Consider the following 26,535-nt stretch of genomic DNA (forward strand, 5'->3'; position numbering starts at 1 on the left):
CCTCGTCAGGAACGGTGTGGAAAAGGATGGACAAGAATCGAGCAGAGCGGCCCCCCGCCGGTCGCGGCACCGGCAAGCTTGGTCAGGTGCCCTCTTCGACCTCGTGAAGAGGGCTTCGAGAGCGGCGATGTTCGGACATGCCGGGTACGGTGCTGGCAGCAGGTGTGTCCGAAAGAGAGACTCGGGAACCCGGGGGAAGGGCACGCATGCGCCCTCGGTGGGCATCGGACGGCCGACCGGTGAGAGCACGGTCGCGCGGTCCGGCGTCCTCCGTGCCGTCTGGACAGGGCAGGAAGGACACGCATGCAGGAGCTGCGCCTCGTCGCGGTCAGCGAGGACGGTACGTACCTCGTCCTGGCCACCGCGGGCCGAGGCACCCGGTTCACCCTGCCCGTCGACGACCGGCTCCGCGCCGCGGTCCGTGGGCACTTCTCCCGCCTCGGCCAGTTCGAGATCGAAGTGGAGAGTCCCTTGCGCCCCAAGGAGATCCAGACCCGCATCCGGTCCGGGGAGACCGCGGAGGAGATCGCCGAGTCGGCGGGCATCCCGGTCGAACGGGTCCGCTGGTTCGAGGGTCCGGTCCTGCAGGAACGCGAATACATGGCCCAGCAGGCGCAGCGCGTCGCCGTCCGCCGCCCCGGCGAGTCGACCCCGGGCCCGCCGCTCGGCGAGACCGTCGAGGAGCGCCTCGGCCGCGGCGGCGTCGACCTGGAAGAGGTCGAGTGGGACTCCTGGAAGTGCGAGGACAACACCTGGCGCGTCCGGCTGTCCTTCTTCGAGGGCGGCCGCCCGCACGCCGCCGAGTGGACGTTCGACCCGCGCCGCCGGCACGTCTCCCCGCTGGACGAGGTCGCCGCCCGGCTGACCTCCGTCGAGTGGGACGACGACGACGCGCTCTCCGACACCGTCACGCCGCTCGTGCCGCGCCGTCCCGCGATGAAGGTCGTCTCCAGCGACCGCGACGCCCCGCCCGGCCGCGGGCTGCCCGCGCGCGGCCTGCCCGCCGAGCCCGAGCAGCCGGCGCCCGAGCCGCTGCCCGCCGCCGAGCCCCGCGCCGACATCGTCGAGCGCCGCCGCATGGTCGACCCCCGGCCCGCCTTCCGTGAGGCGACCGAGCCGCCCTCCCTGCGCGAGGCCGCCCCGCCGCGTCCTGCCGCGCACGCCCCTGAGCCGCCCTCTCCGGCCCCGCCCGCCGAGGAGGCGGCCACGGAGGCGCCCTCCGCCGAGACGCCCGCCGACGAGCCCGTCACGGCCGTCCAGAGCGAGGAGCCGCACGGCGTCGCCGCCGCGCTCGGGTCGGCCGAACCGGCCGAGTCCCCCGGTGCGGACGACGAGACCGCGGCCGAGACCGCCGAGCCGGGCGAGGCGGCGGCCGAGAGCACCGCCGACGAGACCGCCGCGGAGGAAGCGCGCCCCGCCGAGGCCGCCGAGGAGCCGGAGGACGAGGCCCGGGTTCCCGAGGAGATCGAGGCGATCGACGCCGACGACCTCGAAGAGGTCCGTGAAGAGGAGCACGCGTCCGCCGAACCGGCCGGATCGGCCGAGCCGGCCCTCCGGGAGCAGGCGGGCGAAAGCCGCGACGAACCCGAGGCCGGCGAAGCGCACGAGGCAGAGCAGGTGCGGGAAGCGGCCGGCGCGGCGCCGGAGGCGGTGGAGGCTCCCGAGCCCGCCCCTTCGGCCGAGCCGGAGGAACCGGCCGAGCCCGCCGAGGCGCCGGCCGCCGCCCGGCCGCGGGTGGAGGACGACGCGACGCGCGTTCCCGAGGAGGAGCGGGAGGCCGAACCCGTCCGCAGGCCCGCTCCGGCCCGCGAGCCCGCCGCGGAGAGCACGCCCGTGGCTCCGCCGCGGCAGCCCGCGCGGCCGCCGGCCAAGAAGAAGCCGGCGGCGCGGCCCACCATGCCCGCCGCCGCTCAGGACAAGCCGGTCACCGGATCGCCCGCCGCCGCCGCTGCGGCCGGGGAGCCCGCGGGCACGCAGCGTCCGGCCCGGCGCCGCAAGGCCAAGGGCAAGCGCGCCTCCGTCCCGTCCTGGGACGAGATCATGTTCGGTGCCCGCCGGCCGGAATAGTCTCCGCGCCCGCACCGGGCGGCCCGTCCAGGAACGGGGTCAGCCACGCCGGGGTGATGGCGGCGGCGAGGGCCACGGCGCCCTCCTCGGACATGTCCGTCGCCGAGCAGCCCCCGTCGCCCGCGCCCACGGCCGCGAAGAGGGTGGCGAGGCCCAGCCTGCGTTGGAAGAGCGTCTGGCGGACCCGCCAGCCGATCACGGCCGAGTGCTCGACGACGACCTGGCGGCGGCGCAGGGAGCCCGACCGCACGGTGAGGCGCTCCCCGTCGGTGGCGTGGCCCAGCTGGCGGTAGCGGTCCAGCCCCAGCGGCACCGCCAGGACGGCGGTCGCGGCGCACGCGTACGCGACCCACGGCTGCCCCGCGAGGACGGCCAGGACGGCGACGCCCAGCGAGGGCGCCACCGCGCGGACGACGCGGCGGCCCCGCGCGGCCGGCGGGTGCGCGGTCAGCGGCCCGGGGAGGTTCCCGACGACCCGCGCGGCGAGGGCCTCGGCGGCCGCCCGGGGCGCGGCGGGCAGCAGCCGCCCCCGCTGGGCTGCGTCCCCCAGCCCGGTGATGAGGGCGCCGAGGCGCGTCACGCCCGCCGCGCGCTCGAACGGGTTGTCGGCGAGCTCGACGCCCCGCAGCCGGCGGCGTTCGAGGGACACGCTGCGGCGGGTGACGAGCCCCCGCTCGGCGACGACGGACCCGTCCCGCTCGTGAACGGTGAAGTCCCAGTTGAAGAGGGTGAAGACGATCACCGACATGACGGGCATGGCGATCAGCGTGAGGATGACCAGCGCCAGCACCACGGCGGTCGGCAGCCCCACCACGTCGTGGCCGAGCGTCTCCACGCGCTCCCGCGTGATCAGACCGAGGTCGTCGCCGAGGTTGTAGACGGTGCCGAGGAGGCTGCCCGCCAGCGCGAACGGCGTCAGCAGGTAGGCGCCGCTGAGCGGGGCGTACAGGTACCAGCGGCGCCGCATGCGGCCGAGGGTGCGGCGCGGCGGGACCGGGGCGTCCCGGGCGAGCAGGACGCCGCGCAGCCGTTCGGCCTCGCCGAGCGAGACCGCGTTCAGCTCCCCCTCGCCGCCGTCCGCGCCGGCGTCGATGCTCACGACCGCCAGCCCGAGCAGCCGGTGCGGGAGGGACGCGGTGATGTCCACGCCCCGGATCCGGTCGCGCGGGATGCTCTTGACCGACCGGCCGACGAGCGCGCGCCGGAACTCGATGCGGTCCTCGTGCAGCACGTAGGTGAACGTCGCCCAGTTCGCGACGTGGAAGACCAGCCCGAAGGCCAGCCCCACGAGCGTGAAGTAGAACGCGGTGGACAGCCCGCCCACGAGCAGGCCCGTCGCGCCGGCGGCGAGGAGCGCCAGGAGCTCGCGGACGGCGCCGACCACGAAGGTGAGCGGATGCAGGCGTGCGGTCACGTGGCGTCGTCGCGGAGGTCGTGCGCGCGGTGCGCGAGGTCTTCGGCGAGGCGCGTCGCCACGGCCACGGGCAGGCCCGCGACCTCCGAGGAGCCGGTGTGGGAGGCGGTGTTGACCTCGATGGTGGCGAGGCCGAGCATCCGCTCGATCAGCCCCTGCTTGCTGTCGACGGTCTGGATGCGCCCGACGGGAACCAGCAGCCATTCGCGGCTGAACCAGCCCGTCCGCGTGTAGACGACGTCGGAGCTCACCTCCCAGCGGTGGACGCGGTACCGCCACACGGGCGCGACCGTGACCACCAGCAGCCCGGCGGCGCCGACGATGGAGGGGAGCCAGCCGATCCGGCCGGTCAGCCAGGCGGGCAGCGCGTCCCAGCCCGCGTCGCCGATCCAGGCGGCCACGCCGAGGGCGAGGCCGAACGCCAGGCCCCACAGCAGCAGGTACTCGATGGCCCAGTGCGCGATCGCGCGGGGCGAGACCCGGTGTTCGGGCGGCCTCAGACGCGGCGGGCGCGGCCCCCCGCCGTCCCTCCGGCGACCAGGCCGCACCGACGTCACACGGCGAGTCTAGAGCGCCGGACGCGCCTTCCCGCCGCCCCGCGCGACCGGAAACGCCGAGGAACCGGCGGCACGATCGCGGGCGCGCCGTCGTTTCTGTCAGTGGCGCGTGCGAGATTGTCGGTGGCGCGTGCCACGTTGTGACGTGGTTCACGCCGCCGCGGGGCGTCGCCTGGGCGGCGGCAGAAATTCGAATGCACTTGAACCGGACTCCGCCTATTTTGGCTGGTCCCCCTGGCCGGGGGCGTGGGCGTCCGGCAACCGAGTCCTAGGAGATCCCATGACCTACGCGATCCAGGCGGACGGCCTGGAGAAGCGGTTCGGTGAGACCCGGGCGCTGGACGGCGTCTCCCTCACCGCCGAGGCCGGAACGGTTCTCGGCGTGCTGGGGCCGAACGGCGCCGGCAAGACGACCATGACCCGTATCCTCGCCACGCTGATCGAGCCGACGGGCGGCGCCGCCCGGGTCGGCGGGTTCGACGTGGTGAAGGACGCGCACAAGGTGCGGCAGCTGATCGGGCTCACCGGCCAGTACGCCGGCGTCGACGAGATGCTGACCGGCACCGAGAACCTCATCCTGATCGGGCGGCTGCTCGGGATCTCGCGCCGGGACTCCAGGGCGCGCGCCGCCGAGCTGCTGGAGCGCTTCCAGCTGACCGACGCCGCCGAACGCGCCGCCAAGACCTACTCGGGCGGGATGCGCCGCCGCCTCGACCTGGCCGCGAGCCTCGTCGGGCGCCCGCAGATCCTGTTCCTGGACGAGCCGACCACGGGCCTCGACCCGCGCAGCAGGAACGGCCTCTGGGACATCGTCCGCGGCCTGACCGACGACGGCGTCACCGTGCTGCTCACCACGCAGTACCTGGAGGAGGCCGACCAGCTCGCCGACGACATCATCGTCATCGACCGCGGCCAGGCCATCGCGCACGGCACGTCCGACATGCTCAAGGCCCAGGTCGGCGGGCAGGTGCTGGAGGTCAGGCCGGTCGACGCGGCGGACGTGGCGGCGGTGGAGCGCATCGTCGGCGAGCTGGCCGAGGCCGTCCCGGAGGTCCGCGACGACCTGGTCAGCGCGCCGATCACCGACCCGCAGCTGATGCCGGCCGTGGTCCGCCGCCTCGACGAGGCGGGCGTCGCCGTCGGCGAGCTGTCGCTGCGCAAGTCCAGCCTGGACGAGGTGTTCTTCGCCCTCACCGGCCACCACACCGACGACATCGACGCCGAGGCCGACGCACTGCAGAAGCAGACCGACAAGGAAGGCGCCTCCGCATGACCACCGCGACGCTCGCGCCGCAGGATCTGTCCAAGCGGGTCGCGCCGGCCACGGCCCTGCGCAACACGGTCACGCTGGCCTGGCGCAACCTGGTGCAGATCAAGCACAACCCGATGGAGCTGCTCGACCTGTCGATCCAGCCCATCATGTTCGTGCTGCTGTTCGCCTACGTGTTCGGCCCGCCGATGGCCGGCAGCGTCGAGGCGTACCTGCCGATCGTGATCCCCGGCATCATCGCCCAGAACGCCCTCTTCGCCGGGATGAGCACCGGGTTCGGGCTCAACACCGACATCACCAAGGGCGTGTTCGACCGGTTCCGCAGCCTGCCGATCGCGCGCAGCGCCCCGCTGGCCGGGCGGATCATCGCCGACACCGTCAAGCAGGCGTGGTCGATGACGATCCTGCTGCTGGTCGGGTTCGCCATCGGCTTCCGGGTGGAGACGAACGCGCTGGCGGTGCTCGGCGCGTTCCTGCTGCTGCTGACCTTCGCGATCCTGTTCTCCTGGACGTCGGTCTTCATCGCGATGAAGGTCAGCGAGCCGGAGAAGGTGCAGATCTTCGGCTTCGTGGTGATCTTCCCGCTGAGCTTCCTCAGCACGGCGTTCATCCCGTCCACGAAGGGCATCCCCGGCTGGCTGGCGTACGTCATGGACAACAGCCCCGTCACGCAGCTGGTCGAGGCGATGCGCGGCCTCCTGGTCGGCGGCCCCGTCCTGGAGCACGCCTGGATCGCGCTCGCGTGGGGCGTCGGCATCTCGCTGGTCTTCGCGCCCCTGTCGCTCCGCGCCTTCAAGCAGCGCGCCTGAGGCGCGACGGAGGCACTGCCGAAGCGCGACTGAGGCACTGCTGAAAACGGGGAACGCCCCGGCGGTCGGTGACCGCCGGGGCGTTTCGCGTGGAACGGCTCAAACCGCGTTCTGCTCAAACCGCGTTCTGCTCAGGCCGCGTTCTGGTCGGCCTTCGCCTTCGCCTTGCCGTCGTCGAGGGCCGCGAGCTCGAAGTCGGCGCGCGGCTGCTCGATGGTCGCGAGCGAGACGGTCTCGCGCTTGAGGAACAGCGCGAGCGTCCAGTCCGCGATGACGCGGATCTTGCGGTTGAAGGTCGGGACCATCGCGCCGTGGTAGCTGCGGTGGAAGAACCACGCGGGCCAGCCCTTGAGCTTGATGCCGAGGGGGTTGGCCACGCCCTTGTGCAGGCCGAGGCCCGCGACGGCGCCGAGGTTGCCGTGCACGTAGGGCTTGAGCGTCTTGCCGCGCATCGACCGCACGATGTTGTCGCCGAGCAGCTTCGCCTGGCGGACGGCGTGCTGGGCGTTCGGCGGGCAGAACATGCCGTCCTCGGTGAGGTCCGGGATCGCGGCGTTGTCGCCCGCGGTGAACGCGCGGACGAGGCCCTCGATGGTGAGGTACTCGGTGCCCTTCACGCGGCCGCGCTCGTCGACCGGCAGGTCGCCGTTGCGCACGACCGGCGACGGCTTGACGCCCGCGTTCCACACGAGGGTGCCGGCCGGGAAGCTGCTGCCGTCCGACAGCTCGATCTGGCCGTCCACCGCCGACTGCAGGAAGGTGTTCATCTTCACCGCGATGCCGCGGCCGCGCAGCTGCTCGGCGGTCCACTTGCCCATGTCGGGGCCGACCTCCGGAAGGATGCGGTCGGCCGCCTCCACCAGGACGAACCGCAGGTCCTGCGGCGTGACCTTGCGCATGTACTTGGTGGCGTCGCGGGTCATGTCCTCGAGCTCGGCGACCGCCTCGACGCCGGCGAACCCGCCGCCGACGAACACGAAGGTCAGCGCCTTGCGGCGCAGCTCCACGTCGTCGGTCGACTCGGCGATCTCCAGCTGCTCCAGGACGTGGTTGCGCAGGTGGATGGCCTCGCCGACGGTCTTCAGGCTGATGCCGTTCTCGGCCAGCCCGGGGATCGGCAGGAGCCGCGGCACCGCGCCGGCCGCCATGACCAGGTAGTCGTAGGTGATCCGCTCCGGCGGGCCCGCCAGCGGCTGGACGATCGCCCATCGCTCGTCGTGGTTCAGCTCGGTCACGCGCGCCTTGCGGACGGTGCACTTCGGCAGCACCCGGCGCAGCGGGACGACGACGTGCCGCGGGGAGATGTTCCCGGCGGCGGCCTCGGGCAGGAACGGCTGGTACGTCATGTACGAGTTGGGGTCGACGACGGTGACCCTGACCTCGCCCCTCTTCAGCTCCCGCTTCAGCTTCTTCTGCAGGCGAAGAGCGGTGTACATGCCCACATAGCCGCCACCCACGATGAGGATGTGGGGAGCGCCGGGGGTCCCCTGGGCGGTCCTGGCCATTGCGGCCCTCCAATGTCACGGTCGGCTTGTGAAGACATTCACAAACTAGCGGATGGAACGTGCCGTTCACCAATCAGGAACCAGGAAAGAACCGCCGAACTTCCCGTTCTGGCAAAGGATCCCGCCGATACGGGTGTGAAACCCGCCACTACTTGCCCAAAAGCGGGGTGGAGCGCAGCAATGCACGCATGACGAACGTCACAGGACACCGCCGTGGGCGGCGGCCTCCCGAGGCGGGGCGAACGGCCCGTCCCACCCCCGGAAAACCCCTAAGGTTGGGGCGGACGAGGAAGGGGGCGCCGGCGGCGGGACGCGCGCGGCCGACAATCGGGGGCCGAGATGACGGCGATCCGGCGGCGCGCGGCGTACGATCTCGCCCGGGAGCGTATCGATGATGAGCAGAGACCGGCGGCCGGTCATGGCCGCGGCGGGCGCGCTCGCGCTCGCCGGGGCGCTGAGCGGCTGCGGGCTGATCGGCCAGCCCCAGAACAAGAGCGCGGAACTGTCGGAGTGGTTCACCGTGACCAGCCCGGTCTTCCGCGATGGGCGCGAGTTGCCCCCGCGATACGGCTGCACGACGTACCCTGGCGGACAGGGCAAGACCCCGCCGCTCCGGTGGTCGGGCACGCCGGCCGGCACCCGGTCGTTCGCGATCGTGGTGGACGACCCGGACGCCTCCGGCGGCGCCAAGGTCCACTGGGTGATCGCGGGCATCGACGGAACCGTGAACGAGCTGGTCGAAGGCGCCCGGCTCGACGGGACCGTCGAGGGCTTGACCACAGGCAAGAAGGCGGGTTACGCGCCTCCGTGCCCGCCCAAGGGAGAGAAGCATCGGTACCGGTTCAGCATCTACGCGCTGGACGATCCGGCGCCGTTCCGGAACGGCGCGGCTCTGAAGGACTCGCTCCCCGCGATCGCCAAGCACACGGTGGGGCGCGGGCGGATCACCGGGAACTTCGGCGGCGAGCAGGCGCGTTGACCGTGGAGCCTGCGAGGACGGGGCCGGGACGGCCCCGGCGGGGGCCGGAGCTGTCAGGGGCGTGCGGGTCGGCGGAGTTGGCCGATCGGCACGCGCCGTGTGAGGGTAAATGTGCGCGAAGGGTGTGACAACGGTCATAGCGGTCGGAGAGAATCGGGTTAAGCCAAGGCGGCGGAAACCCGTGACTATCCGGACGCTGGCGACAATCGGGACGGACCCGCGGTCCGCGCTGGCGACTCTCGCCGGGCCAAGGCATTGGGTGGTGGCATGACTTCTTACATCGTGGTCTTCGGCCTCATTGTGGTCGTCGTCCTCGTGGTCGTCCTCGTGGCCCTCGGCCTGCGGGCCAGCAGGGCGGGGGGCGATGACGACGACGACTGGATGGACGACGAGCCGCAGAAGCAGCCCCGCGGCCGCCGAGGAGTCCCCCCGCCGCAGGAGCAGATGGGCGGCGCCCCGGACGAGTACGGCCCCGGGTACGACGAGGGCTACGACGGCGGTTACGACCGCGCTCCCGAGCCCGTTCCCGACCGTCGCGTCGCCGGACCCGGCGGCGGCCCGCTCGCCGCTCCCACCTCCGCCCCGGGGCCGTCCGCCCCGCCGCCCCCGCCTCCGGGCCAGGCGTCGGACGAGATGGAGGACGACGACTACTGGGCGACGATCACCTTCGACAAGCCCAAGTTCCCCTGGCAGCAGAACGAGGGCGGCCCGCGCCCCGAGAGCGACCCGGCCGCCGACCCGCTGAACGCGCAGTCTCCCCCGCAGGCTCCCCCGCCCGAGCAGCCGGCCATCGAGCCGCCCGGCCTCACCCAGCCCGTCTCCCTCGGCCCCGACGGCACCGTCCTCAACGGCCTCGGCACCGGCCCGCAGCAGACGCCCCCGGGCCCGGGCGGGTTCCAGGGCGGCTCCCCGTTCCCCGGCAGCGACCCGGGCGCGACGTCGCTCGACCCCATCCCGACCGACCTGGCCGGACCGGGCGCCCCCGGCGGCCACGGCGGCACCGGCCCGCAGAGCCCCTTCGGCGGCCCCGGCGCGCCCGACCAGCCGGTGTACGGCGGCCAGGAGCCGCAGCCCGCGTACGGAGCGTCCGACTACGGCTCGGGCGACCCGTCCTACGGCGGCCAGGACCAGTACGGAAGCCAGGACCAGTACGGCGTCCCGGACCAGTACGGGAGCCAGGACCAGTACGGCGCAGACCAGCCGCAGTACGGCGCAGACCAGCCCCAGTACGGCATCCCCGAACAGCCCCAGTACGGCTCCCAGGAGCCGTCCTACGGCGACTACGCCTCCGACCCGCTCGGAGGCCGTCCGGCCGCCGGCCCGCCGCCCGGAGGCCGCCAGGACTACGACCTGCCGCTCGGCTCGTCCGGCCCCGGCGGGGCCCTCGGCGGCGACCCGCTCGGGCTGCCCCTCGGCCGTCCCGAAGAGCCGCCGGCTCCGCCCGCCCCACCGGCTCCCCCCGCCCCCGCCGCCCCGGCGGCGCACGGCGGCGGCTCTGACACCGACGGCCACAAGCTCCCGACCGTCGACGAACTGCTCCAGCGCATCCAGTCCGACCGGCAGCGGTCGGGCCCGCCCTCGCCGTCCGAAACGGGCGGTTCCTACGGCGGCTCCCTGAACGACCCGCTGAGCGACCCGCTCGGCACCGGCTCCTACGGGACGACCCCGCCCGGCCCGCCGAGCACCGGCAACACCGGCCCGTGGCCGTCCGGCGGCCAGCAGGGCGGCGGCTCCGGCCAGGGCTACGACTCCGGGATCGGCGGGCCGCCCGGATACGGGCAGGGCCAGCCGAACGACGGCTACCCGACCGCCCCCGCCTACGGCGACTCGCAGCGCTACGACGACCCGCTCGGCGGGTTCGGCGGCGGCGGAGCCGGAGGCGGCGGCGAGACCGGCACCGGGGGTTCCGGGGCCTACGGCGACTTCAGCGGCAGCAGCTACAACGGCGGCGACCCGCTGGCCGCGCCGCACGACCCGGGCACCGGCGGCTACGCCGACCCGAACGCCACGCAGGCGTACGGGTCCGGCTACTACGGCGGCGCGCCGCAGCAGCAGGGCGGCTACCCGCAGGGCGGCCAGCAGAACGACAACCCCCCGTACGGCTCCCAGCAGCCCACCGACGACTGGGAGAACTACCGCCGCTGACCAAGGCACACCTGATCGAGGGCCGCCGGATCCGTCCGGCGGCCCTCGTCGTGTCCGAGGGAAGCGCTGAGCACATGATTGAATACGTTGTGTGACTTTTAAGCCACCGAACGCATCCACGCTCCGGCGAGATCTCCTCGCCTCGTTCGTCGTGTTCCTCGTCGCGATCCCGCTCTCGCTGGGCATCGCCGTCGCCTCCGGCGCACCCGTCGCCGCCGGACTGATCGCCGCCGTCGTCGGCGGCATCGTCGCGGGCCTGATCGGCGGCTCGCCGCTCCAGGTCAGCGGGCCCGCCGCCGGGCTCACCGTCCTCGTCGCCGGCCTCGTGCAGACCTACGGCTGGCGCGCCACCTGCACGATCACCCTGCTCGCCGGACTCGTGCAGATCGTCCTCGGCGCGAGCCGGGTCGCGCGCGCCGCCCTCGCCGTCTCCCCCGCCGTCGTGCACGGCATGCTCGCCGGGGTCGGCGTCGTCATCGTCCTCGCCCAGGTCCACGTGGTCCTCGGCGGCAGCCCCCAGCAGTCGGCCGTCGCGAACCTGAGCGAGCTGCCGGGCCAGCTCGCGCGGCCGCACACGCAGTCCGCGCTGGTCGCCGGGCTGACCGTGCTCGTCGTGCTGGGCTGGTCCCGGCTGCCGAAGAGCGGGGCGCTCCGCCTCGTCCCGGGCCCGCTGCCGGCCGTCGCCCTGGCCACCGCCCTCGCCTGGGCCCTCGGCTGGAGGGTGCCGCGCGTCGACCTGCCGTCCTCGCTGCTGGACGGCTGGACCCTCCCCGTCATGCCGGAAGGGACACTGTTCGGTATCACCGGAGCGGTCATCTCCGTGGCGCTCGTGGCAGCCGTCGAGTCCCTGCTGTGCAGCGTCGCCGTCGACCGCTCCCGCCCGGCGGGCGTCCCGTCCGCCGACCTCGACCGCGACCTGCTCGGCCAGGGCGCCGCGAACGCCGTCTCCGGCGTGCTGGGCGGGCTGCCGATCACCGGCGTGATCGTCCGCAGCACCGCCAACATCGAGGCGGGCGGCCGCACCCGGCTGTCACCCATCCTGCACGGCGTCTGGGTCCTCGTCCTCGCCATGGCCTGCGGGCCGCTCATCGAGCAGGTCCCGCTGGCCGCGCTCGCCGCGCTGCTGGTCGTGCTCGGCGTCCGGCTGGCCGACCTGTCCCGGGTCCGCGCCCTGCGCCACCACCGCGAGGCGCCCGCCTACTTCGTCACCCTCGGGGGTGTCGTGCTGTTCGGTCTCGGCGAGGGGGTCCTGCTCGGCATCGGGGTCATGGCGGTGCTGGCCCTGCGCCGGCTCACCCGGCTCTCGGTCCGGACGGAGCAGTTCGTGCCCGCCCCCGGCGACGCGCCCGCCTCACCCCGCTGGCACGTGGTCGTCGAGGGCACGTTCACCTTCCTCGGCGTTCCCCGCGTCGCGCGCGCCCTGCAGCAGATCCCGGCGGACGCCCGCGTCGACCTCGACCTCAACGTCGACTTCATGGACCATGCCGCGTTCGACGCCGTCCACCGCTGGAGGCTCGCCCACGAGCGCCAAGGGGGGAGGGTCGACATCGACGAGGTTCACGAGGCTTGGTATGAAAGAGCTGTGACTGGCGATATCTCCCAAGCTGCCAAGACTCCGCCTCCGGCCCGCTGGTGGGCCCCCTGGGCCAACCGCCGGCGGCGAACCGAGGCCGCGCTGGACGCACCCGAGATGTCCCCCGCGGACGTCCTGCTGAACGGCGTCCGCGAATACCACGGGCGCACGGCCCCGCTCGTCCGCCCGATCATGGCCGAGCTGGCGATGGAGCAGAAGCCCCAGCATCTGTTCATCACCTGCGTCGACTCGCGCATCGTGCCCAACATCATCACCGCGAGCGGCCCCGGCGACCTGTTCATCAACCGCAACGTCGGCGCCCTCGTGCCCCGGCGCGGCTCCGGGACGCCCGACGACTCGGTGGCGGCCACCGTCGAGTACGCCGTCAACGTCCTGGGCATCAAGACGATCACGGTCTGCGGCCACTCGAACTGCGGCGCGATGGCCGCGCTGCTCGCCGGCGGCTCCGAGGTCGAGCACCTGGAGGGCCTGTCGCGCTGGCTGAAGCACGGCAACCACAGCCTCGCCCGCTTCCTCGCCGAGGAACCGCCCGCCGACGAGCAGCCCCTCACCCGCCTCTGCAAGATCAACGTGATGCAGCAGCTCGACAACCTGCGGACCTACCCGTGGCTGCGGGAGCGGGTCGACTCCGGCGACATCGAGCTGGTCGGCCTCTACCTCGACCTCGGGTCCGCCAACGTCGAGGTCTACGACCAGGCCGGCGGCGTCTTCGTCCCCGTCCCGGACGAGGCCCCGCGGACCCGGTCCCTCACCTGACACAGGCGCGGGTCGTCCTCCGGCAGGACGACCCGCGCACCCGGCTCATCAGCGCCCGACGAGCTCGTCCTCGCCGCGCGTGTAGCTGCGGACGTACATCCCCGTGACCTTGCGCGCCCGGCGCGCGCGCCTGTCCGTCGCCGGCAGGAACAGCGCGTCGCGCCGGCTGGCGCGCGAGAAGTCCCACAGGTACACCAGGCTCCCCAGCACCCCGGCGAGCACAAGGGCCACGAACACGATGACGATCATCATCGCTCCTCTCCACGGGACTCCAGCACCCCGGTCCCGCCGCCGTCACCGATCAGGGCGATCAGCTCTTACCTGGACGGTATGCGCCCCGTTTGAAGGCCTCTGTGTCCCATGACCTGTTTCAGGAGAGTCTCTGTCCCCAACCCGTCGGCCCCCGGCCGCCCCGCGCACGATTCAGCGGTTGCCGGTGACCGGTGTTCCCGGACGGTAGCGGTGCAAGGTTCATGGCCGCGGACACGGACCGCGGCCCGATCACAACCGAGGAGGTCCTCTCATGACGAGGAAGATCAGCTTCGACCGGGGTCCCGGGGGTGAACTGGTCGACGTCAGCGACGACGGGAAGACGACCACGTACTCCGACGGGACGAAGCACGTCCGGCCGGAAGACGGGGCGTCGCCCGAGCGCGTGGAGCCGAACGCCGTCAGCTTCGACCGGGGTCCCGGGGGCGAGCGGGTCCACGTCAGCGACGACAAGAAGACGATCACGTACTCCGACGGGACGAAGACCATCCGGCCCTAGGCGGTACGCGAAGTCACCCACTGACGCCGTACCGGCCGCACGACAGGCCTGACGGCGTCCTCAACACAGCATCATCGGGGCCCGGCCACCACCGGGCCCCACCTCCCGCCGAGGTCCCGGACGGCCTGGCCGTCGTCCGGCGCGGTGCCGAAGCGGCAGAAGGCGGACCAGGCGGCTTTTCAGGGGTTTCGTCGCCGGGCCCCGGAGTGCGGTGCGGCACCAGAACGGCCTGCGATCATGGTCTTATGTCGAGGGGACGTTCGCGCCGCTATCGCCCGGTCCATGTCGCGTGCGTCATCATCGCTTCCGTCACGGGTCTGCTTTCAGTCGTCTGGATCGGCGGCACGATAGCCGCGTGGGCAGGACAGGCGGGCAAGGCGCGAGCAACCGCGCAGATACTGGAAGTCGGCGGTAACCGCTCCTCCGGCCACCTAGTCGTCGAGTTCCCGACGGCCGACGGCAGGAGGGTGAAGGCTGAGGAGAGCCGGCGCGACTGGCCTGGAAGCGCCGGGCAAGGAACCCAGGTAGAGGTCGCCTACGACCCCGAGAACCCGGCTGACGTTCAGCCGTTCCAGGACCTGGGAAAGTCGTTGGCCGCGTGGGCGGTGTTCACGCTCGCCGCGGTCGCCTCGGGCGCCGGCGCCTACCGCACTCGTGCCCGCCCATCCGCCGCAGCGTAGAGCCACGGTCGTGCCCTGATGGGAGGACCCGGGGGCGGACGAGTCGGCCTGTAAGCCGGGTTCTGTGTCCGCCGTCCCTTGCGGGGCGGCGGGTGACGGCCATCCATCTCGGGCCGCCGTTGCCGGCGGTCTCCAGCGGTCTACCCGCAGGCTCGGGCGGGCCGCCCTCAGGCACCTGCGCGGGGCCTCTTGCGGGGCCCCTTCTTGACCTTGCTCCGGGTGGGGTTTACCTAGCCGCCCACGTCACCGTGGGCGCTGGTGAGCTCTTACCTCACCGTTTCACCCTTACCACCGGCGGACCGGTGGCGGTCTGCTTTCTGTGGCACTGTCCCGCGGGTCACCCCGGGTCGGCGTTACCGACCACCCTGCCCTGTGGAGCCCGGACTTTCCTCGACGGGGATCGCTCCCCGACGCGGCCGTCCGGCCGGCTCGTCCGCCGTGGTTCAAGGTTAGCGGCTCCGTGTGCCGCACACGTACCCGTCGCCGGTCAGGCGGGGAGGTGGTGGGTGTCGTTGAAGACGCGCAGGGTCGCCGGGCCGTCGGCGTACCAGTCGACGGACGTCAGCGCCGCCACGTCGAGGTGCATCCGGTACAGGGACGACATGGGCGCGCCCAGGGCGTCCTTGACGAGGAGCTTGATCGGCGTGACGTGCGAGACCACCAGGACCGTCTGCTCGCGGTAGCGGACCTTCAGCTTGTCCAGGGCCGTGCGGACGCGGCGGGACACCTGGGCGAAGCTCTCTCCGCCGGGCGGAGCGGCGTCGGGGTCGGCCAGCCACGCCTTCAGCTCGGCCGGCCAGCCCTTGCCCGCCTCGGCGAACGTGAGCCCGTCCCAGTCGCCGAAGTCGGTCTCCCGGAAGCCGTCCTCGACCCGGACGTCCAGGCCGGTGACGGCGGCGACCTCGGCGGCGGTGTCGCGGCAGCGGGACAGCGGCGAGGTGACGATCGCGTCGATCCCCCGGTCCTTGAGGGCGAGGGCGGCGGCGCGGGCCTGGGCGAGGCCGTGGGGGGTGAGGGGGACGTCGCCGATCCCGGCGAAGCGCTTCTCGACCGACAGGGGCGTCTCGCCGTGCCGCAGCAGCAGCGTGGTCGTCGGGATGGACGAGGCGGGCCGGGGAAGCGGCTCGGGGTCCTCCGGCGCCTCCTCGACCTTGCGCGTCCAGTGCTCGCCGCGGGCGGCGGCGTCCATGGCCTCGTTGGCGAGCCGGTCGGCGTGCGCGTTGCGGTTGCGCGGGATCCAGGTGTAGGACACCGCCCCCAGCGAGGCGGCGAGCTCGCGGGCCTCCAGCGCCAGCGGCACCATGTCCGGGTGCTTGATCTTCCAGCGGCCCGACATCTGTTCCACGACGAGCTTGGAGTCCATCCGGACCTCGACGCGGGCGGACGGGTCGATCCCGGCGGCCGCCGCGAGCCCGGCGATCAGGCCCCGGTACTCGGCGACGTTGTTGGTGGCGTGCCCGATCGACTCGGCGACCTCCGCGAGCACCTCGCCGGTCAGCGCGTCGCGGACGAGCGCCCCGTACCCGGCGGGCCCGGGGTTGCCGCGCGACCCGCCGTCCGCCTCGACGACCAGCTTCCGGCCGGCGCTCACAGACCCGACTCGGGCGTCCGGACGAGGATGCGGCGGCACTCCTCGCAGCGGATGACCTCGTCCTCGGCGGCGGCCCGGATGCGGTTCAGGTCGACCGTGTTCAGCGCGAGGTGGCAGCCCTGGCAGGCGCCGCGGTACAGCTTGGCCGCGCCGACGCCGCCGAACTGGCCGCGCAGCTTCTCGTAGAGGCCGAGCAGGTCGTCCGGGACGTCCTTGGCGACGGCGGTGCGCGCGGCGCTCGACGCCCCGGCCTCGTCGTCGATCTCGCGCTGGGCGGCGTCGCGGCGCTCGGTGAGCCCGGCCAGCTCCTCCTGCGCGCCGGAGCGCTCGGCGTTCAGCGCGGCGACCCGGCCCTCGGCCTCCTCGGTCCGCTCCATGATCTCCAGCACGACCTCCTCCAGGTCGGACTGGCGGCGGTGCAGCGACTCGATCTCGGTCTGCAGGCTGCTGAGGTCCTTCGCCGAGGTCACCTGCCCCGAGTCGAGCCGCTTCTGGTCGCGGTCGGCGCGGGTGCGGACCTGGTCGACGTCCTGCTCGGCCTTCTTCTGCTCCCGCCTCAGGTCGCCGACCTCCGTCTCGGCCGCCACGATCGCGTCGCGCAGCTCGGTCAGCCGGCCCTCCAGCCGCTCGATCTCCGCCAGCTCCGGCAGCGTGCGGCGGCGGTGCGCCAGCCGGTCGAGAGAGCTGTCGAGGTCCTGCAGGTCGATCAGGCGAAGCTGGGCTTGCGGTGCGGCTTTCACTTTGCTCCTTCGTCGTGAAGGGTCCACGCGTCGGTGATGAGCGTGGACACCCGGGTCTCCAACTTGCCCGCTTCTGGGGACGACCCGGCCAGGCGCCGCTGGGCGTCGGCGAGCCAGGGCCACTCGGTCGCCCAGTGCGCGGCGTCCACCAGGGCCGGACCGCCCTCCTCGGCGAACTCCGACGCGGGGTGATGCCGCAGGTCGGCGGTGAGGTAGACGTCGACGCCGGCCGCCCGGGCGGTGCCGAGCAGGGAGTCGCCGGCGCCGCCGCAGACGGCGACGGTGCGGACGGGGCGGTCCGGGTCGCCGGCCGCCCGGACGCCCCAGGCGGTGGACGGCAGCCCGGCCGCGGCGCGCCGGGTGAACTCCCGGAGCGCGACCGGCTCGTCCAGCTCCCCGATCCGGCCGAGGCCGCGGCGCGGGTCGTCGTCGGCGGGGACCATCGGGCGCAGCTCGCCGGTGAGTCCGACGGCCCGCGCCAGCGCGTCCGACACGCCCGGGACGGCCCGGTCGGCGTTGGTGTGCGCGGTGTGCAGCGCGATCCCGTTAGTGATCATGCGGTGGAGGAGCCGGCCCTTGGGCGTGGTGGCGGCGACCGAGTGCACCCCGCGCAGCAGCAGCGGGTGGTGCGTGACCACGAGGTCGGCCCCCCATGCCAGCGCCTCGTCGATCACGGCGGCGACGGGGTCGACGGCGAACAGCACCCGTCCCACCTCCTGGCCGGGGTCGCCGCAGACGAGGCCGACGGCGTCCCAGGACTCCGCCCATGCGGGTGGGTAGAGCTCCTCCAAAGCGGAGATGACATGGGATAGGCGCACGTCCCGCAGGCTACCGCGCCCGGGCGCTCCCAACGAGCCACCGAGCGTCACCCCGAGACGCCAAGGTCTGTAACGATATGGGACGGACAGTGCACGACCGAGGGAGGAACGCCATGTCGGCCGCCGGCGCCGCCGCGGAACCGGAGCCCATCCAGCCCATCCGACCCGTCGAACCGAAGGCGGAACGTCCGTACATGCCGGGTTACGGCATCCAGGGACCGCACGAGGGAAGCGGCCTGCTGCCGTGGTCCTGGGCCGTGGAGCGGCTGCGGGCCGCCCGGAACTTCTGGGTATGCACGGTGCGGCCGGACGGACGTCCGCACTCCATGCCGGTCTGGGGCGCCTGGTCGGGAGAGGCGCTGCTGTTCAGCAGCGCGGTGCCGTCCCGCAAGATGGTGAACCTGCGGGCGAACCCCCAGGTGGTGGTCACCACAGAGGAGGCCGAGAACCCCGTGGTCATCGAGGGGCGCGCCGAGATCGTCACCGAACTGCGGGATCTACAGCGGTTCATCGACCTGGTCAACTCCAAGTACGCCACGCGCTATCGTGTCGACTTCCTGGACCCGGAGGTGAACGCCACCGTCGCGGTGCGGCCACAGTCGGTGTTCGGGCTCCGCCAGGGAGATTTCACCGGTTCTCCCACCCGGTGGTCGTTTGTAACCTGAATGTCCGCTGGGATCATTCTGGAGACTCATCGCGTTGGAGAGTGTGTGAAGCCACCCTTTCGCCGCCGCAAGCGCGTCAAGGGCCGTCCGATGGGCAACCGCCCGGAGGCGGCCGAGCCGGAGACCATCGAATGGCCCCGCGAGGGGACGGGCAAGTCGTCCCTGATGGGGGCCATCAGGGGCGACGGCGAGACCGGCGCCGGCTTCGGCGGGGGCATGTTCGAGGACCTCGCCTCCGCCTTCGAGGGCTCCAAGAAGGTCAAGCAGGAGGAGCTGGAGCGGGAGAAGGTGCTCCGCCAGGACGACCACGAGCAGACCGGATCCGGCAACGTCCGCGACGACCTGGAGTCCGGCAAGATCCGGATCCGGCGCACCCCGCCCCCCGCATGATCACATTGAACCGCTCTCGAACATAGGTTCGAATCGGGGTTATCCTGCCCTCGTGAGCACCTACGTTCCGCCCGGCTGGCCCTCGCAGGTGCATCCGCCGGGCACCGACCGCTTCGTGGACACGGCGCTCGCCTGGCTGCTGGAACTCGTCCCGCCCGAGTACCGGCGCTACGGCGTCCTGCGCCGCTACCCCATCGCCCTCGCCCGCATGGCCCGCCACCACGTCCACGCGTCCGTGGAGGCGGCCCGGGAGGGCTTCCGCACCGCTCGCGTCGACCTCGGCGACGTCGTCCCCCCGCACGGCGTCGAGTCCGTCCTGGACGCCTACCGCCGCGAGGGCGCCCGCCTCGTCTCCCTCCTCCAGGGGATCGAGCTCGTCGAGACGGCCCTGCGCGGCCTCGCCGAGCCGGACGATCCCGCCCATCGCCGCCCCTTCACCCCCAAGCTGTGACCGCCGTGTTGACGCTGTGTCGCGCCGTGCGCAAGCCTTGATCTGTTCCTTACGGGAGGCGGGGTTCCGGTGAGCGCACCACCTGGGTGGTACCCAGATCCGGAGTTGATGGGTCGCGAACGCTACTGGGACGGTCAGACCTGGACCGGCGAGTCGCGCCGCTACGACTCCCGCGCACGCCGCCGCGCCAACCTGAGCGCCGAACCCCCGCCCGCCCCCGCCCCGCGCCCGCAACGCCCCACCCCCGCACCCCGGCCGGCGCCTGAGCCGCCTTCCCCTGCGGCCACCGAGCCTGAAGCACCGTCCCCGCACCCCGCGCCACCGCCGCTTTCAGGGTCCGAACCGCAACACTCCACGGGCGCGCCTCCACTCCGCCCCCCGTCCGACGCCACCCCGGCACCCGCGCCACCGCCCCAGTCACCACAAGCACCGCACACGCCGCTTTCAGGCCCTGGAGTGCCGCAGCACGCGGCCCCGCCCCCTGTTGTCGAGACGCCCCCTGTTGTCGAGACGCCGCCTGCTTCACAGTCGCCCTTCCAAGAGGCTCGGCCCGATCCCCTCACGCCTCCCCCGCCGAGCCTCGGCGCGTCCCCCACACCGCAGCGCCCCCCTTCGCCGCCCCAGCAGCGGCCCGCAGCCGCTCCTTCACCCCCACCCCGGCCAGCCGCGCCCTCGCCGCCCTCGCCGCCCTCGCCGCCCTCGCCGGAAGCTTCACCGGAGACAGAGGCTCGCACGCCGTCCGCCCCGGCCGGGCCGCAGGACCCACCGCCGCGCCTTACGACGCCTTCGCGCCCGTCCGCAAACGCGCAGCCTCCCTCGGCGGAAGCTCCGCCGAGAACACCGGCGACTCCGTCACCAAGCCTCGGCGAGCCCCCCACGCCCTCCGCTCCACCCCCGCCGCACACCTCACCGCCCAGCCCGACACCACCGCGCCCCACGACACCACCGCGCCCCACGACACCACCGCGCCCCACGACACCTACACGCCCGCACGCACCCGTCCCGCCGCCCCCGGCGGAAACTCCGCCGCCGAGTCTCGGTGAGGGCCGTGCGGCGCCTTCTCCGCGGGTGCCGCCCTCGGCGGGGGCTCGGGCAGCGCGGCCGCATGGGGCGTCCTCGGGTGCGGAGTCAGGGCGGGGGGCGGGCTCGTGGCCCGTGCCTCCGCAGGCGCGGTTCGAATCGTCTGCGCCTCCCCCGCGGCTTGGAGGGGCTCCTTCGGCGCGGCCTGTGCAGCCGCCGCCCTTGCAGGAGGCTCGGATGGAGTCGTCGGCGCCTCCGACGCCGGGGCTGCGGAAGCCTCATGCTCCGCGGCCTCCGGCACCGCGGGCCGCCGGGCCGGTGCGGCGGCCGCCGGTGCCCGGGCAGCGGGCGGCGGAGGCGCCGCGGCAGGCGGAGGAGCCTGGGCCGCGTTATCTTCCGCCAGGGCAACCGCAGGGCACGCCGTCCGGGCGGGCCAGGGTCGCGATCGGCCTCGTCGTGCTGGTCGAAGGGGGCGTGGTCGCCGCCGTCGCGTTCGGGGCGGCGTCCGTCTGGCCCTTCTGGGGCGCCGTCTCGGTGTTCGCCGTGTGGGCGCTCCTGCTGCTGGCGCCCCTCAGCGCCCCGCGCTCGTACGGCTACCGGGAGCCGGACGGCGAGGAGCGCGCGCGGCTGGAGCACGCGTGGCGCTACGTGCAGCAGCACGCCGGTGTCAGCGGCTACCGGCTCGTGGTCGTGGAGTCGGACGGGTTGAACGCGTGCAGGCCGTCAGCGCGCACGGTGGCGGTCACGTCGCAGTCGGCCCGATCGCTGGCGCCCGGGCACCTCGCCGCCGTCCTCGCCCATGAGCTGGGGCACCTCCAGGGGTGGCGGGCGGTGCCGGCGTTCGTCCACGCGCAGGTGACGCTGCCGAACCGGACGCTGCAGTGGGCGCTGCGGACGGCGTGGTCGCCGATCGGCCCGATGTGGAAGCGGGCCGTCGAGTGGCACCGGCCGATCGGGTTCCTCGGGGTGTTCCTGCTCGCCGCCGTCGCCCTGGCGGTGACGGCGCTGGTGGCGGTGCCGGCCGCGCTCGCCTACGCCGCCTCGCTGGGCGCGCGGCTGCTGGGCGCCGGGGGCGAGGCGCGGGCGGACGCGGCGGCGGTGGGCATGGGGTTCGGCGCGGACCTGGTCGCGGCCGTGGAGCATCGCATCGAGCACCAGCCCGACGGGCTGCCGCTGCCCCTCGTCCGGCGGGCGCAGGCGCTGCGCCGCCGGCTCGGCTGAGCCGGTCAGGTCCGCCCGCCGAACAGCGGCGGCGGGCCCTGGCGGGGGTCGTCGGGCGGCCGCGGGCCGGTCTGCTGGCCGGGCGGCGGGCCCGGCCGAGTCCCGGGGGGCGCCCGCGGCGGGGGCGGCGCGGTCGGGGCGGCCCATTGCGGGGCGGACGGCGCGCCCCACTGCTGGGGCTGGGGCTGGGGCGCCGGGCCGGGTGAGGCCAGCGCCGGGCCGGGGGCGGGGAGCGCCTGCTGCGGGGGCGGCGGGTCCGGGAGGGGGCCGGTGGTGACGCGGTCCAGCGTGATGATGGCCGGGTCGCACTCGACGGGCGTGATCGTACGGCCGCCACCGGGCGCCGACTCGACCAGCAGCAGCGCGTGGTCGGGCAGGTGCTGGAGGGTGACGGGTTCGACGACGTACTCGTACACGCGCTGCGTGGTGTCGGCGTCGCTCCAGTTGGTGCCCTCCGCGTAGGAGTAGGCGGCCGACCAGTTCCGCGACGTGGACGTGGAGGTGCCCTCGGTGTCGCTGGTGCTGGTGGAGCCGCCCCGGTTGCTGCCGCGCTGGTGCGACGTCGAGCGGTCGGGGAAGAGCCCGAACATCTCGCCGCCCGAGTAGGTGGTGCCGGACGAGCGGGACGTCCCCCAGTTGCGGGACGTCCCGGTGGTGCGGCTGGTGCTGTAGGTCTCGGAGTCGCCCGTGCCCTCGGTCTCGGTGGTGGTGTGGGACTCGTTCCCGCCGACGTTCTTGGTGATCTGCGACAGGACGAAGCGGTGGTCGCGACCGATGAAGTCGGCGGCGCGGGCCGCGTCCTCGTGGTTGCCGAGCCGCATGAACGCGACGGCGCCGCCGCCGATCATCTCCGCGGAGGTCTCCCGCAGGCGCCGGAACAGCAGGGTCAGCGGGACGCCGCGCCGCTCGCAGGCGTCCGAGAGGCGTTCGAGGTGGCGGCGGGCCAGCTCGTCCGCGCCGGCGACGACGAGGGCGGGCGTGGAGGCCTGCGACGCGGTGATGCGGTGCGTCACCCACTGGACGATGAGGTCGGTCAGCAGCTCGGAGCGGACGTTGCGGGCCTGGCTGTCGAGCGCGACGCAGGTCAGGTAGCCGGCGCCCTCCCTGTCGGCGGGCGCCGTCCCGAGGTCTTCCAGCGGATGGATGTAGGACTCGATCCGCGACAGGTTCGCGTGGGCCTGCCGCCGGTACTCCACGGTGAACAGCTCGTTCGCGATGTGGCGGCGCTCGTCGCGGGTCAGCGCGTCGCCGTCGTCGGGCTCCCCCATCAGGGCGCGCAACGCCGCCGCGATCCGGCCGAGCGTGACGTCGTCGCCGAGCGCGCCGCAGACCTTGGTCAGGATGCGGTCGTCCATGCTGCGGTCGGCGCGCGCGGCGTCGGGCGTGCCGCCGTGCATGGACTCGACGATCGCGTCCACCAGGTCGCGGGGCGTCATGTCGGCGAGCAGGCCGGAGGATGCCTGGCGGCTGGGCAGCAGCTGCGCGTCCACGCCCATCCACGCGGCCTGCGCGAGCTCGACGAGTTCGCGGCTGACGACCTCGCGGGACAGGTCGAGCACGAGCAGCGGCTGGACGGCGAGGGTGGACGTCCCGTAGGTGGTGAGCAGCGCCTCCCACGCCCAGAGCGTCCCGCCGAACACGTCCAGGCGGCGGCCGGGCCGCCGGGCCGCGCCCCATTCGGGCAGGTCGTGCAGCCGCGCGCGCTCCGCGGCGTCGTGTGCCTGCTTGCGCGCGTGCCACTGCCGCGCCTGGTCCTGGTAGCCGCCGATGATCTGCTGCTGGGCCAGGTCGTGGGCCTTCCGGGCGCTCTGCCGCTGCCGCACGGCCCACCAGGTCAGCGCCGCGCCGGGGGCGAGGACGAGGGCGGCCAGCAGGAGCGAGCCGATCGAGACGGACCCGGAGCCGCCCGCCGAGCAGGCGGCGAAGAGCACGAGGACCATCGCGATCGTCGCGCTCACGGGGAGCGTCCGGCTCAGCCTGCGCTGCGCGACCTGCTCGGTCTGGTGGACCCGGCGCGCCAGGTAGTCCGGCAGCGCCTGCTGCTGGGGCGGCGCTTCCGGGAAGGGGCGCAGGAACCACCAGCGGTCGCGGAACACCCAGCCGAGACGGGGATCGGGGGTGAAGAGCCGTTCGCGGCGCGACAGCAATCCCCCATGGTCGACCGCCCTCACGATCCGAACCCCCGTCCCGCCCCGCTCGATATGCCGCAAATAACCCAAGCAGATTGACATGTGACTTGTCAGGCCCCTGATCGGGAATCGGCCTTCCCAACGGGGTCCTTGCTCAATAGCCTGACTGCTCATGACCTTGGACCGAGGCGAGATCGCGAAAATGTCCGGCCCGGCCCGCCGGCGCGGCTGACCATGTGGGACGTCGTGCGCGGGCTCGCGGTGTGCCGGCTGACGGAGGTCCCCCGCCCCGACGAGTCCGACGGCCGGGACGAGTGGCGCGACCAGCGGCTCGCGGCGCTGGTCTCGGCGTACCACGCGGGCAAGGAGCCGGTGCTCGTCGGCTGGCGGCGCGCGGAGGCGTTCGGCCCCACGGAGGTCTTCGTCGGCGGGGACGGCCTCGTCGCCGACCTCGACGGGCGCGCGGCGACCCTGAGCCTTCCCGCGGGCGGGCGCGGGACGCTGCTGCCCGAGGGCGTCGGCGAGGACTCGATGCCGCACTGGGTGAGCATCGGCGGCATCTCCGACGGCCTGCTCGTGGAGGATCCCCCGCCGGAGGAGCCCGCGCGGCCGTCCCTGGAGGACGGCCTGCTCGCGGTGTGGACGCAGCCGTTCGCCTGGATGCTCGTCGCCGAGCCCGTCGACCCGGACGAGGCGCGGCGCCTCGCCGACGACCTGGCCGACCGGCAGCAGCGGGCCCGGTCGATGGCGGAGCTGTCGCCGGAGGACTCGGTCGCGGCCCTCCGGATGGAGAAGCGGCACCGCGAGCTGCGCCAGGCCGCCACGTCGGGCCTCTGGCGGGTGCACCTGGCGGCCGGGGCGGCGACGCCCCGGGCCGCCGCGCGGGTCGCGGCGCTCGTGTGCGCGTCGGCGGACCTCGGCCGCCTGCCGTACGCGCTGGTCCCCGGCGCGGCGGGGCCGTTCGAGGCGAGCACGCAGCTCGTCGCGGCGCTGGCCCGTCCGCCCGTCCGCGAGGTCGCCGGGGTGCGGTTCGTGATGCGGCCGGAGTTCGACGTCACGCCCGAGTCGCCCGGCGGCGGGGTCGCGCTGGGACGGGTCCTGGACCGCAACCGCCGCGACGTGGGCCCGATCTCGCTGCCGCTGTCCAGCCTGAACCGGCACACCTTCGTGTGCGGCGCGACCGGCGCCGGGAAGTCGCAGACCGTCCGGTCGCTGCTCGCGGCCGCGTCGGGCGCGGGGCTGCCGTGGCTGGTGGTGGAGCCCGCGAAGGCGGAGTACCGGCTGATGGCGGCGCGGCTCCCGGACGCGGAGGTCGTCACGGTCCGCCCGGGGGACGCCGAGGCGATCGCGGCCGGGATCAACCCGCTCGAACCGGCGACCGGACCGGACGGGCGGCCGTTCCCGCTGCAGACCCACGCCGACCTCGTCCGGGCCCTGTTCCTCGCGGCGTTCGAGGCCGACGAGCCGTTCCCGCAGGTGCTCGCGGCGGCGCTGACCCGCTGCTACGAGCGGCTCGGCTGGGACCTCGCGCTCGGCGAGCCGACCGTGCCGGGCACCGCGCCGCGCTACCCGACGCTGGCCGACCTCCAGGCCACCGCCGAGCAGGTCGTCGACGAGATCGGCTACGGCCAGGAGATCACCGACAACGTGCGCGGCTTCATCCGGGTCCGGCTGTCCAGCCTGCGGCTCGGCACCACCGGGCGGTTCTTCGAGGGCGGCCACCCCATCGACTTCGACGCGCTGCTCGCCCGCAACGTCGTCCTGGAGATCGAGGACGTCGGGGACGACCGCGACAAGGCGTTCCTGATGGGCACCGTCCTGGTCCGGCTGGTCGAGCACCTGCGGCTGCGGCAGCGGCAGGGCGCGCCGCCCGGGCTGCGGCACCTCAGCGTGTTCGAGGAGGCGCACCGGCTGCTGCGCCGCAGCGAGCAGGCCGGTCCCGCGTCCCACGCGGTGGAGACGTTCGCGAGCCTGCTGGCGGAGATCCGCGCGTACGGGGAGGGGCTGATCGTGGCGGAGCAGATCCCGTCCAAGCTCGTCCCGGACGTCATCAAGAACACCGCCGTCAAGATCGTTCACCGGCTGCCCGCGAAGGACGACCGGGACGCGGTCGGCGCCACGATGAACATCACCGAGGGGCAGTCGCAGTTCCTCGTCACGCTCACGCCGGGCGAGGGCGCGGTGTTCACCGACGGCATGGACTACCCGCACCTGGTCCGGATGCCGGACGGCTCGCGCCTGGAGGAGGCCGCGCCGCCCACGGCCTCGCCCCGCGCGCTCGTGACCCCCCGCAGCGGGACGTGCGGGCCGGACTGCCACGACTCCCCCTGCACGCTGCGGGACATGCGCACGGCCCAGCGGGTCCTGTCCGACCGTCCCGAGCTGGTGGTGTGGGCGGAGCTCGCCGCCGCCGCCCACCTGACCGGCTGGGGCTCCCCCCGCCCCTCCCCCTCCGTCCTGGACGGGCTGCCGCCCCGGGCCCGCGACTGCGCCGTCTCGCACGCGGTGGACGCGGCCGTCGCGTCCCGCGCCGCCCCCGCCGGTGTGGCCGGCCATCTGGCCGCGCTCCTGCGAGGAAGCGCGTGCGCCGCCGACGAGGTGGAGTTCTTCGCCGCCCCGTACCGCTGGTGCCTCCTGCTGGAGGAGCTCGGGGAGGCGCGGCGAGCGGCTCCCGACGGCGGGCGCCATCCACGGAGCGGGGAGTGGGAGAGCCGCTACGGGCGCGCGATCCCCGGTGACACGCTCGCCGCGCAGTTCCGCGCCGTCAGCGCCTGGTGGGACCGCGACCAGCGCGACGTCGCCGCCCGCGATCTCGCGCTGTGGGGCTCCTCTCACGGGCTGGAGACCGCGGTGGGCGCTCAGCGCACCGACCCCGACTGGCCCGACCGCCTCCGCGAGGCGGCGTCCCCCCTCGGCAACCTCGGCGGCCTCCTCGACTCCTTCGTCGCCGCCGGCTAGGCCGCCC

Annotated in this window: 21 protein-coding genes, 1 other RNA gene and 1 pseudogene; 14 read left to right on the top strand and 9 right to left on the bottom strand. The window is 73.9% G+C overall.

What is annotated here, in order from left to right:
* The first annotated feature begins 303 nt into the window (after nt 1-303).
* Nucleotides 304-2,067, top strand: coding sequence for a septation protein SepH (sepH, locus tag ABD944_RS19645; protein WP_345178513.1), 1,764 nt, complete (start codon nt 304-306; stop codon nt 2,065-2,067).
* Here sepH and ABD944_RS19650 read toward each other — a convergent pair.
* A complete protein-coding gene (locus ABD944_RS19650; protein ID WP_345178514.1) occupies nt 2,039-3,481 on the bottom strand; it encodes a PH domain-containing protein in 1,443 nt (480 codons plus the stop codon). The two genes, sepH and ABD944_RS19650, sit on opposite strands and share 29 nt — an antisense overlap.
* Nucleotides 3,478-4,038: a PH domain-containing protein gene (locus tag ABD944_RS19655; RefSeq protein WP_345178515.1), complete on the bottom strand. Its 561-nt coding sequence runs from the start codon at nt 4,036-4,038 to the stop codon at nt 3,478-3,480. Before ABD944_RS19655 ends, ABD944_RS19650 begins: the two co-directional genes overlap by 4 nt.
* Before the next feature lie 280 nt (nt 4,039-4,318).
* On the opposite strand from ABD944_RS19655, the gene ABD944_RS19660 reads away from it, so the two are divergent.
* Both ABD944_RS19660 and ABD944_RS19665 read left to right on the top strand, forming a co-directional pair.
* Complete coding sequence (locus ABD944_RS19660) at nt 4,319-5,311, top strand: ATP-binding cassette domain-containing protein (protein WP_345178516.1); 993 nt, start codon at nt 4,319-4,321, stop codon at nt 5,309-5,311.
* Nucleotides 5,308-6,117 (top strand): ABC transporter permease, encoded by an 810-nt coding sequence (locus ABD944_RS19665; RefSeq protein WP_345178517.1) that lies wholly within the window; start codon nt 5,308-5,310, stop codon nt 6,115-6,117. The genes ABD944_RS19660 and ABD944_RS19665 overlap by 4 nt, the downstream gene beginning before the upstream one ends.
* A 131-nt stretch (nt 6,118-6,248) precedes the next feature.
* Here ABD944_RS19665 and ABD944_RS19670 read toward each other — a convergent pair whose 3' ends face one another.
* Nucleotides 6,249-7,622 carry an NAD(P)/FAD-dependent oxidoreductase gene (locus tag ABD944_RS19670; protein WP_345178520.1) on the bottom strand — a complete coding sequence of 458 codons (1,374 nt, stop codon included), beginning with the start codon at nt 7,620-7,622 and terminating at the stop codon, nt 6,249-6,251.
* A 391-nt stretch (nt 7,623-8,013) separates the two neighbouring features.
* On the opposite strand from ABD944_RS19670, the gene ABD944_RS19675 reads away from it, so the two are divergent.
* The 3 genes from ABD944_RS19675 to ABD944_RS19685 all read left to right on the top strand — a co-directional run bounded on the left by ABD944_RS19675 (nt 8,014) and on the right by ABD944_RS19685 (nt 13,096).
* The gene (locus ABD944_RS19675) at nt 8,014-8,601 is read left to right on the top strand and encodes a YbhB/YbcL family Raf kinase inhibitor-like protein (RefSeq protein WP_345178521.1); all 588 of its coding nucleotides are present in this window, start codon (nt 8,014-8,016) and stop codon (nt 8,599-8,601) included.
* Nucleotides 8,602-8,868: 267 nt separating this feature from the next.
* Nucleotides 8,869-10,746 (top strand): hypothetical protein, encoded by a 1,878-nt coding sequence (locus ABD944_RS19680; RefSeq protein WP_345178523.1) that lies wholly within the window; start codon nt 8,869-8,871, stop codon nt 10,744-10,746.
* A gap of 91 nt (nt 10,747-10,837) precedes the next feature.
* Entirely contained in the window at nt 10,838-13,096 is a 2,259-nt protein-coding gene (locus ABD944_RS19685) for a SulP family inorganic anion transporter (RefSeq protein ID WP_345178525.1), read from the top strand.
* A gap of 48 nt (nt 13,097-13,144) precedes the next feature.
* On the opposite strand, the gene ABD944_RS19690 is transcribed toward ABD944_RS19685, so the two are convergent.
* A complete protein-coding gene (locus ABD944_RS19690; RefSeq protein ID WP_345178526.1) occupies nt 13,145-13,348 on the bottom strand; it encodes a hypothetical protein in 204 nt (67 codons plus the stop codon).
* Nucleotides 13,349-13,619: 271 nt separating this feature from the next.
* Here ABD944_RS19690 and ABD944_RS19695 point away from each other — a divergent pair, with 271 nt between their 5' ends.
* Entirely contained in the window at nt 13,620-13,865 is a 246-nt protein-coding gene (locus ABD944_RS19695; RefSeq protein WP_345178527.1) for a hypothetical protein, read from the top strand.
* Nucleotides 13,866-14,110: 245 nt separating this feature from the next.
* Entirely contained in the window at nt 14,111-14,545 is a 435-nt protein-coding gene (locus ABD944_RS19700; protein ID WP_345178528.1) for a DUF3592 domain-containing protein, read from the top strand.
* Between the two features lie 35 nt (nt 14,546-14,580).
* Here ABD944_RS19700 and rnpB read toward each other — a convergent pair.
* The 4 genes from rnpB to ABD944_RS19720 form a co-directional block, all read right to left on the bottom strand.
* Nucleotides 14,581-14,977: RNase P RNA component class A (rnpB, locus tag ABD944_RS19705), an RNA gene on the bottom strand.
* Nucleotides 14,978-15,032: 55 nt separating this feature from the next.
* Complete coding sequence (locus ABD944_RS19710) at nt 15,033-16,136, bottom strand: bifunctional RNase H/acid phosphatase (protein WP_345178529.1); 1,104 nt, start codon at nt 16,134-16,136, stop codon at nt 15,033-15,035.
* Nucleotides 16,133-16,876, bottom strand: coding sequence for a zinc ribbon domain-containing protein (locus tag ABD944_RS19715; RefSeq protein ID WP_345178530.1), 744 nt, complete (start codon nt 16,874-16,876; stop codon nt 16,133-16,135). Before ABD944_RS19715 ends, ABD944_RS19710 begins: the two co-directional genes overlap by 4 nt.
* Entirely contained in the window at nt 16,873-17,694 is an 822-nt protein-coding gene (locus ABD944_RS19720; RefSeq protein ID WP_345178531.1) for a Nif3-like dinuclear metal center hexameric protein, read from the bottom strand. The genes ABD944_RS19715 and ABD944_RS19720 overlap by 4 nt, the downstream gene beginning before the upstream one ends.
* Nucleotides 17,695-17,807: 113 nt before the next feature.
* Here ABD944_RS19720 and ABD944_RS19725 point away from each other — a divergent pair, with 113 nt between their 5' ends.
* From ABD944_RS19725 to ABD944_RS19740, 5 genes and pseudogenes are all read left to right on the top strand, one after another.
* A complete protein-coding gene (locus ABD944_RS19725) occupies nt 17,808-18,359 on the top strand; it encodes a pyridoxamine 5'-phosphate oxidase family protein (protein WP_345178532.1) in 552 nt (183 codons plus the stop codon).
* Nucleotides 18,360-18,404: 45 nt separating this feature from the next.
* On the top strand, nt 18,405-18,749 hold the full coding sequence (locus ABD944_RS19730; protein WP_345178533.1) for a DUF6191 domain-containing protein: 345 nt from the start codon (nt 18,405-18,407) through the stop codon (nt 18,747-18,749).
* 52 nt (nt 18,750-18,801) lie between these two features.
* Complete coding sequence (locus tag ABD944_RS19735) at nt 18,802-19,200, top strand: hypothetical protein (RefSeq protein WP_185026136.1); 399 nt, start codon at nt 18,802-18,804, stop codon at nt 19,198-19,200.
* Between the two features lie 69 nt (nt 19,201-19,269).
* Nucleotides 19,270-19,356: pseudogene (locus ABD944_RS42455) on the top strand (DUF2510 domain-containing protein); the annotation flags it as partial.
* 1,320 nt (nt 19,357-20,676) lie between these two features.
* The gene (locus ABD944_RS19740) at nt 20,677-21,441 is read left to right on the top strand and encodes a M48 family metalloprotease (protein ID WP_345178536.1); all 765 of its coding nucleotides are present in this window, start codon (nt 20,677-20,679) and stop codon (nt 21,439-21,441) included.
* Nucleotides 21,442-21,446: 5 nt separating this feature from the next.
* Here ABD944_RS19740 and ABD944_RS19745 read toward each other — a convergent pair whose 3' ends face one another.
* Nucleotides 21,447-23,612 (bottom strand): PspC domain-containing protein, encoded by a 2,166-nt coding sequence (locus ABD944_RS19745; RefSeq protein WP_345178538.1) that lies wholly within the window; start codon nt 23,610-23,612, stop codon nt 21,447-21,449.
* A 204-nt stretch (nt 23,613-23,816) separates the two neighbouring features.
* On the opposite strand from ABD944_RS19745, the gene ABD944_RS19750 reads away from it, so the two are divergent.
* Nucleotides 23,817-26,528: an ATP-binding protein gene (locus ABD944_RS19750; protein WP_345178539.1), complete on the top strand. Its 2,712-nt coding sequence runs from the start codon at nt 23,817-23,819 to the stop codon at nt 26,526-26,528.
* The last annotated feature ends 7 nt before the right edge of the window (nt 26,529-26,535 follow it).

Origin of the sequence: Actinomadura verrucosospora, assembly GCF_039540335.1 — a bacterium.
Lineage (GTDB): Bacteria > Actinomycetota > Actinomycetes > Streptosporangiales > Streptosporangiaceae > Spirillospora > Spirillospora verrucosospora.